General features: G+C 66.3%; 5 protein-coding genes. 3 read left to right on the top strand and 2 right to left on the bottom strand.

Going from position 1 to position 5,993, the window contains the following annotated elements:
- Both hrpA and BGO62_RS10945 read right to left on the bottom strand, forming a co-directional pair.
- A partial coding sequence (gene hrpA, locus BGO62_RS10950) for an ATP-dependent RNA helicase HrpA (protein WP_296642270.1) occupies positions 1-2,635 on the bottom strand: 2,635 nt, incomplete at its 3' end.
- A 40-nt stretch (positions 2,636-2,675) separates the two neighbouring features.
- Complete coding sequence (locus BGO62_RS10945; RefSeq protein ID WP_296642269.1) at positions 2,676-3,344, bottom strand: energy-coupling factor ABC transporter permease; 669 nt, start codon at positions 3,342-3,344, stop codon at positions 2,676-2,678.
- A 58-nt stretch (positions 3,345-3,402) separates the two neighbouring features.
- Between BGO62_RS10945 and BGO62_RS10940 the strand changes: the two genes are divergently transcribed.
- Genes BGO62_RS10940 through BGO62_RS10930 form a run of 3 tightly spaced genes read left to right on the top strand, consistent with a single transcriptional unit; the run spans position 3,403 to position 5,778 of the window.
- Entirely contained in the window at positions 3,403-4,071 is a 669-nt protein-coding gene (locus BGO62_RS10940; RefSeq protein ID WP_296642267.1) for a YecA family protein, read from the top strand.
- 37 nt (positions 4,072-4,108) lie between these two features.
- Entirely contained in the window at positions 4,109-4,774 is a 666-nt protein-coding gene (locus BGO62_RS10935; RefSeq protein WP_296642266.1) for an HAD family hydrolase, read from the top strand.
- 41 nt (positions 4,775-4,815) lie between these two features.
- Positions 4,816-5,778, top strand: coding sequence for a hypothetical protein (locus BGO62_RS10930; protein WP_296642262.1), 963 nt, complete (start codon positions 4,816-4,818; stop codon positions 5,776-5,778).
- Positions 5,779-5,993: the final 215 nt, after the last annotated feature.

The raw sequence follows: 5,993 nt of genomic DNA, 5'->3' as shown, positions 1-5,993 counted from the left end.
GCAGCGGAATCAGCGGACGGCGCTTGTCCTTGGACAGAAACTTCAAAAGCGCAGTGAGCTTTTCGCGGATCAGGCCGGGCACCATCCAGTCGACCTGCGCTGCTTCGATCCGGTTGAGCAGATACAGCGGCAGGCGCAGCGTCACGCCGTCGAGCGGGTGGCCGGGTTCGAAGCGGTACTTGAGCTGGCATGCCGCGCCGTCGATCGCCATCGTCTCGGGAAACAGCGCGTGGTCGGCGCCGAGTCCCTCGCCGAGAATGCCCTCGCGCCGCAGGAACAGGATTTTCGGATCGGCGGCCTCGGCTTCGGCACGCCAGCTCTCGAACGCGGCGCCGTTGTGGAGGCCGGCCGGAATGCGCGCATCGAACACGCGGAAGATGCGCTCTTCGTCCAGCCACACGCCGGACTTCCTCGCCTTGTGTTCGAGGTCCTCGATTTCCTTGATGAGCGCACGGTTGTGCGCGAACCATGGCGCACGCGTGTCGTATTCGCCGGCCACCAGCGCGCCGCGGATGAACAGCTCGCGCGACAGCGCGGGATCGACAGGGCCATAGTGGATCTTGCGCCGCGCCACCAGGGTGATGCCGTACAGGCTCACCCGCTCGAACGCCACCACGCGCGCCCCGTCCTTTTCCCAGTGCGGCTCGATGTACATGCGCGTCAGCAGATGCCGGCCCGCAGCCTCGATCCACTCGGGACGCACCTCGGCGACGGTGCGCGCGAGCAGCCGGCCGGTATCCGTGAGTTCGGCCGCCATGATCCATTTGGGGCCCTTCTTCGCCAGCGCCGAGCCGGGGTGGATAGCCAGCTTGATGCCGCGCGCGCCCTGGTAGTTGCCCTCGCCGGGCTTGGCGCGCGCCTTGGCGTCGTCCGATTTGAAACCGATGTTGCCGAGCAGGCCGGTCAGCAATGCCTGGTGGATGGCATCGTAGCCGGCGTCCTTGTCGTTCTCGCGCAGCCCGAGTTCGGCGACCTGCGCATGCAGCTGCCCGTGGATGTCGCGCCACTCGCGCATCCGCCGCGGCGACAGGAAATGATCCTGCAGCAGCGTCTGCAGCTGGCGGTTGGTCTTCTTGTGCTGCACCTGCTCCGCATACCAGCGCCACAATTTCAGCCAGCCCATGAAATCGGAACGCTCATCCGCAAATAATTTGTGCTTCTCGTCGGCCGCCTGCGCGCGCTCCATCGGGCGGTCGCGCGGATCCTGCACCGAAAGCGCACTGGCGATGATCAGCACCTCGTTGACGCAGCGCTGCTGCTCGGCCGCCAGCAGCATGCGGGCGATGCGCGGATCGAGCGGCAGCCTGGCGAGCTTGCTGCCAATCTTGGTCAAGGCCCCCTGCTCGTCGAGCGCGTGCAGTTCGGCCAGGAGCTGATAGCCGTCGGTGACGAGCCGCGAACTGGGCGGGTCGATGAAGGGAAAGCCGACCACATCGCCGAGGCCAAGCGACTTCATGCGCAGGATCACGCCGGCGAGCGACGAGCGCAGCAGTTCCGGATCGGTGAAGCGCGGGCGGTTGGCGAAATCGGCCTCGTCGTAGAGGCGGATGCAGACGCCGTCGGCGACGCGTCCGCAGCGCCCGGCGCGCTGGTTGGCCGAGGCCTGCGAGACCTTCTCGATCAACAACTGCTCGACCTTGTTCCTCGCCGAATAGCGCTTCACCCGCGCGCTGCCGGGGTCGATCACGTAGCGGATGCCCGGCACGGTGAGCGAGGTCTCGGCCACGTTGGTGGCGAGCACGATGCGGCGCAGCGCGCTGGTGGGCCTGAAGATCGCGTCCTGCTCGGCCACCGAGAGGCGGGAAAACAGCGGCAGGATTTCGGTGCCGGGCGGATGGTGCTTTCTGAGCGCCTCGGCGGTGTCGCGGATTTCGCGCTCGCCGGGCAGGAAAACCAGGATGTCGCCGGGGCCCACGCGCGCCAGTTCGTCGGTGGCGTCGAGGATGGCGGCGATCAGGTCGGGCGCGCCCTTGTCCTTCTTTTCGGCTTTGGCAGGGCTGGCCCGCTCCTCGCGTTCGCTGCGCTCGATCGGCCGCCAGCGGATTTCCACCGGGTAGGTGCGCCCCGACACCTCGATCACCGGCGCATCGTCGAAGTGCCTGGAGAAACGCTCGGCATCGATGGTCGCCGAGGTGATGACCACGCGCAGGTCGTTGCGCTTCTCCACCAGCGTCTTCAGGTAGCCGAGCAGGAAATCGATGTTGAGGCTGCGCTCGTGCGCCTCGTCGATGATGAGGGTGTCGTAGCGGCTCAAGAGCGGATCGCCCTGGCTTTCGGCCAGCAGGATGCCGTCGGTCATCACCTTGATCGCGGTGTCGTGGCGCACCTTGTCGGTGAAGCGCACCTTGTAGCCGACCAGGCCGCCGAGTTCGCCGCCGAGTTCCTGCGCGATGCGCGCCGCCACCGAACGCGCGGCGATGCGGCGCGGCTGGGTGCAGCCGATCAGCCTGTCGGGGTGCGCCGGAGCCGATGCCAGCCGCGCTTCGAGGCACATCTTGGGGATCTGCGTGGTCTTGCCGGAGCCGGTCTCGCCGCACAGGATCAGCACGCGGTTGGCCTTGAGCGCGGCAAGGATGTCGTCGCGGCGCGCGCTGACCGGCAGGTCGGGATAGGTGATGTGCAAGGTGGGGCTCAAAATTCAAAAACCGTCCACGCAGTGCGCGGACAAAAAATGTTCATTTGTTCTGGATATACCGTGCGTCATCGAAGGTTTCCAGCCAGGCCGGCCGGTATACCGCCATCACGGTAATCGCCATGCCGGTGGAAAATGCCTCGGCCCAGGCGAGCAGCAGCGCGGCATACGGCGTGTACTGCGTCAGCAGGTAGTCGAGCGGATAGGCGCCGGCCAGCGCCATCAGCGCCGTGGTGGCCAGCCCGACGGCCGCCACCGCCAGCGCCGCGCCGAAAAAGCCGTTGCCCAGCACATAAATGAAAAAATGATTCGGCAGGTGGCGTTCCAGCAGGCGGAACACGCCCCAGCTCACCGCCGCAGGCAGCACCGCCTGCAACAGCGCATCGATCCCCAGCGCAACCGGATTGCCGCGCCCGAACACCGCATTGGCGAGCAGAACCAGCACCCCGGCGAAGCTCGCGCGCCAGAAGCCGAACATCAGCGTCATGGCCGAAATGCCGTACAGATGGAACGCCAGCCCCGGCTTCACCCCGGTGCGGATCTGCCACAGCGCCAGCACTGCCACGGTGGCGCCCAAAAACAGGTTCAGACGCGCCGGCTGCGCAAGCCTGCGCCAGTCGCCCGACACCAGCCAGCGCCAGCCCAGAAAGGCCAGCCCCAGCCAGCCGAACAGATGTAATGATTGCGGCAGCACAAGCGCGGTAAAATTCATCCATCAATTTTACGCGAAGCCCCGTGCGCTGCCGCGCCCTTCGCATCGAGCCCCTGCCATGTCCACCAGAAACCAGAATGCGCCGCTCAACGACGACGATATCGCCGAACTGGCCGACCTGATCGACGATGCCGCCGCGCGCACCGACGCGCCGCTGTCGCTCGAAGGCGTCGACGGCTTCGTCACGGCCCTGCAATGCGCGCCGCGCCCGATCGCAGCGGAAAGCTATCTGCCGGTGCTGTTCGAGCATGACGCTCCCGCAACGCTGTTCGCCGATGCCGCGGAATACGGCCGCTTCGAAGCGCTGCTCGGCCGCCGCTGGAACGAGATCGCGCGCGCGCTCGCCGTCCCGATCGACAACCTGGCCGACCCGCGCGCGCTGTCCCCGCTCATCATGGATTGGGAAGGCCTGCTGGCCGACCTGCCGAAAAACGAGGCCGCCGCGCTCAAGGCCGAAGGTGTCCCGCCTTATGCCAGCCTGTGGGCAGCCGGGTTCCTGCAGGTGGTGGAACACTGGGAAGCCGACTGGGAACTACCGCCGGACAGCAAGGACGAAGCCTTCGTCGACGAAATGCTCGACCCGCTGTATGTGCTGATGACGCCGCCCGAAGAGTGGACGGAAGCAGAGCGCCAGACCAGCCGCAACGATTACGTGGCGATGGCGATCTGGAGCTGCTATGAGCTGCGCGACTTCTGGCGCGACCGCGGCCAGGCTCCGCGCGCTTGAATTCCTGTAACTTGAATCGTTTAATTTGTATTCCGCTATGAATCTCGTCCTGTTCGACCTCGACAACACCCTGCTCGCCGGCGACTCCGACTACGAATGGGGTCAATTCCTCATCGCCAGGGGCGTGGTCGACGGCGCCCACTACGAAGCCAAGAACCGCGCGTTCTACGAAGACTACAAGGCCGGACGGCTGGACATCCATGCCTTCCTCGCGTTTGCCCTGCGCCCGCTCGCCACCCACACGCGCGAACAACTCGACGCCTGGCACGCCGAATACATGGAGACGCGCATCAAGCCGATGATTACCCAGGCCGCACGCGACCTGGTCGCCCGGCACCTCGGCGAAGCCGATCTGGTCGCCGTCATCACCGCCACCAACAGCTTCGTCACCGCGCCGATTGCGCGCGAATTCGGCATCCCGCACCTGATCGCCACCGAACCCGAGCAGCGCGACGGCCGCTTCACCGGCGAAGTCGCCGGCACCCCCTGCTTCCGCGAAGGCAAGGTCACCCGCCTCGAACACTTCCTCGAAGCCCAGGGCACCCGCCTCGACTGCCTCACTACCAGCTGGTTCTACAGCGACTCGCACAACGACCTGCCGCTGCTGGAAAAAGTCCGCCATCCCGTCGCCGTCGACCCCGACCCCACTCTGCGCGCCCACGCCGAGGGCAAGGGCTGGCCGGTGATTTCGCTGCGCGCCTGATGGTGGAAAACATTCAAACGACCGTCGCTAACCGAACCGCCATGTCTACCCCCAGCACCCTCGCCGAAAGCGTCGCCCACCAGCGCGACGCCCTCGCCAATCTGCTGCGCGAGCCGCTGGCGCTGGCCGCGCAGGCGTGCAGCCGGGCATGGCCGAGCCGAGCCGGGCTCAACGCCGCGCTGAGCCATGCGCTGACGACCCTGCCCGCGTGCAAATACCTGTATGCGCTGGATACCCGTGCGATCCAGCTCTCCGACAACATCAGCCGCGAAGGCCTGATCGAGACGGACTACGGGCGCGACCGCTCCGACCGTCCCTACATGCGCGAAGCGGTGCCGAACCAGGGCTTTCTGCTGACGCAGGCCTACATCAGCCTGCGCGCCAAGCGGCCGTCGCTGACCGCGATCCAGATCGTGCGCGACGACGACGGCCGCGCGCTTGGCTTCGTCGGCGCCGATTTCGACCTGCGCGACCTGCCAATCACCGGCAAGCTGTACGACGAACCCACCTACTGGCGACAGATCAAAGGCGACCCGGCGATCCGCGGCGCGGTGTTCCACCAGACCCGCAGCGACAGCCAGATGGACCTCAACCTCGACACGGTGCTGGGGGTGATGGAGGAACTGATGACCGATCGCGGCGTGTTCCACGGCAAACTGCACTTTTCCAGCAGCCGCGCCACCATCTGGCTGGTCGACGACCCCTATCGCTACCGCCTGCTCGACATCGACGCGCTGACCGACCCCGACACCTGCCTGATTTATCCCTGCCACCCCTACCCGGCCGACGCCGCGGTGCCGCGCGACAAGATCCGTACGGTGCTCGACAGCCTGCGCGCGCTGCGCTTCATGGACGAGACGTTTTATCTGCGCGGGGGTTCGCTCAACATCTTCAACGGCATGGTCGGTCTCACCTTCTCGTGCGACGGCTCGCACTACCTGCCGTGGGACGAGTTTTTGATCAAGGGCTACGACTTCTGGGCCAGCGGCAAGTCGCTCGGCTGAACCGGTGCGCAGGCAACGCCCCATGCGGCGGACGGCCTGCAGGCTGCCCCGCACGAATGGGTGCCGATCCCCGATATCCATCGACAAGACGGCCGTGCTTGCCCCCTTTACGGGTTGCGGCAGCCGGCACAGGCCAATAGCCCTGCCCGCAGCAGCTTGAATCCAACGCGCCTAAAGGCGGATAATGCGCTATCGCGTCGGGCTGCCTGCTTTGG

Origin of the sequence: Thiobacillus sp. 65-1402, assembly GCF_001897685.1 — a bacterium.
Lineage (GTDB): Bacteria > Pseudomonadota > Gammaproteobacteria > Burkholderiales > Thiobacillaceae > Thiobacillus.
Note: the sequence above shows the minus strand (reverse complement) of the source record. Positions and strands in the feature narration are given on the sequence as shown.

Bases quoted from the DNA above. Each gene is read 5' to 3' on its own strand.
- BGO62_RS10940 (WP_296642267.1), top strand. From the start codon at position 3,403: ATGTCCACCAGAAACCAGAATGCGCCGCTCAACGACGACGATATCGCC.
- BGO62_RS10930 (WP_296642262.1), top strand. From the start codon at position 4,816: ATGTCTACCCCCAGCACCCTCGCCGAAAGCGTCGCCCACCAGCGCGAC.
- BGO62_RS10945 (WP_296642269.1), bottom strand. From the start codon at position 3,344: ATGAATTTTACCGCGCTTGTGCTGCCGCAATCATTACATCTGTTCGGC.
- BGO62_RS10935 (WP_296642266.1), top strand. From the start codon at position 4,109: ATGAATCTCGTCCTGTTCGACCTCGACAACACCCTGCTCGCCGGCGAC.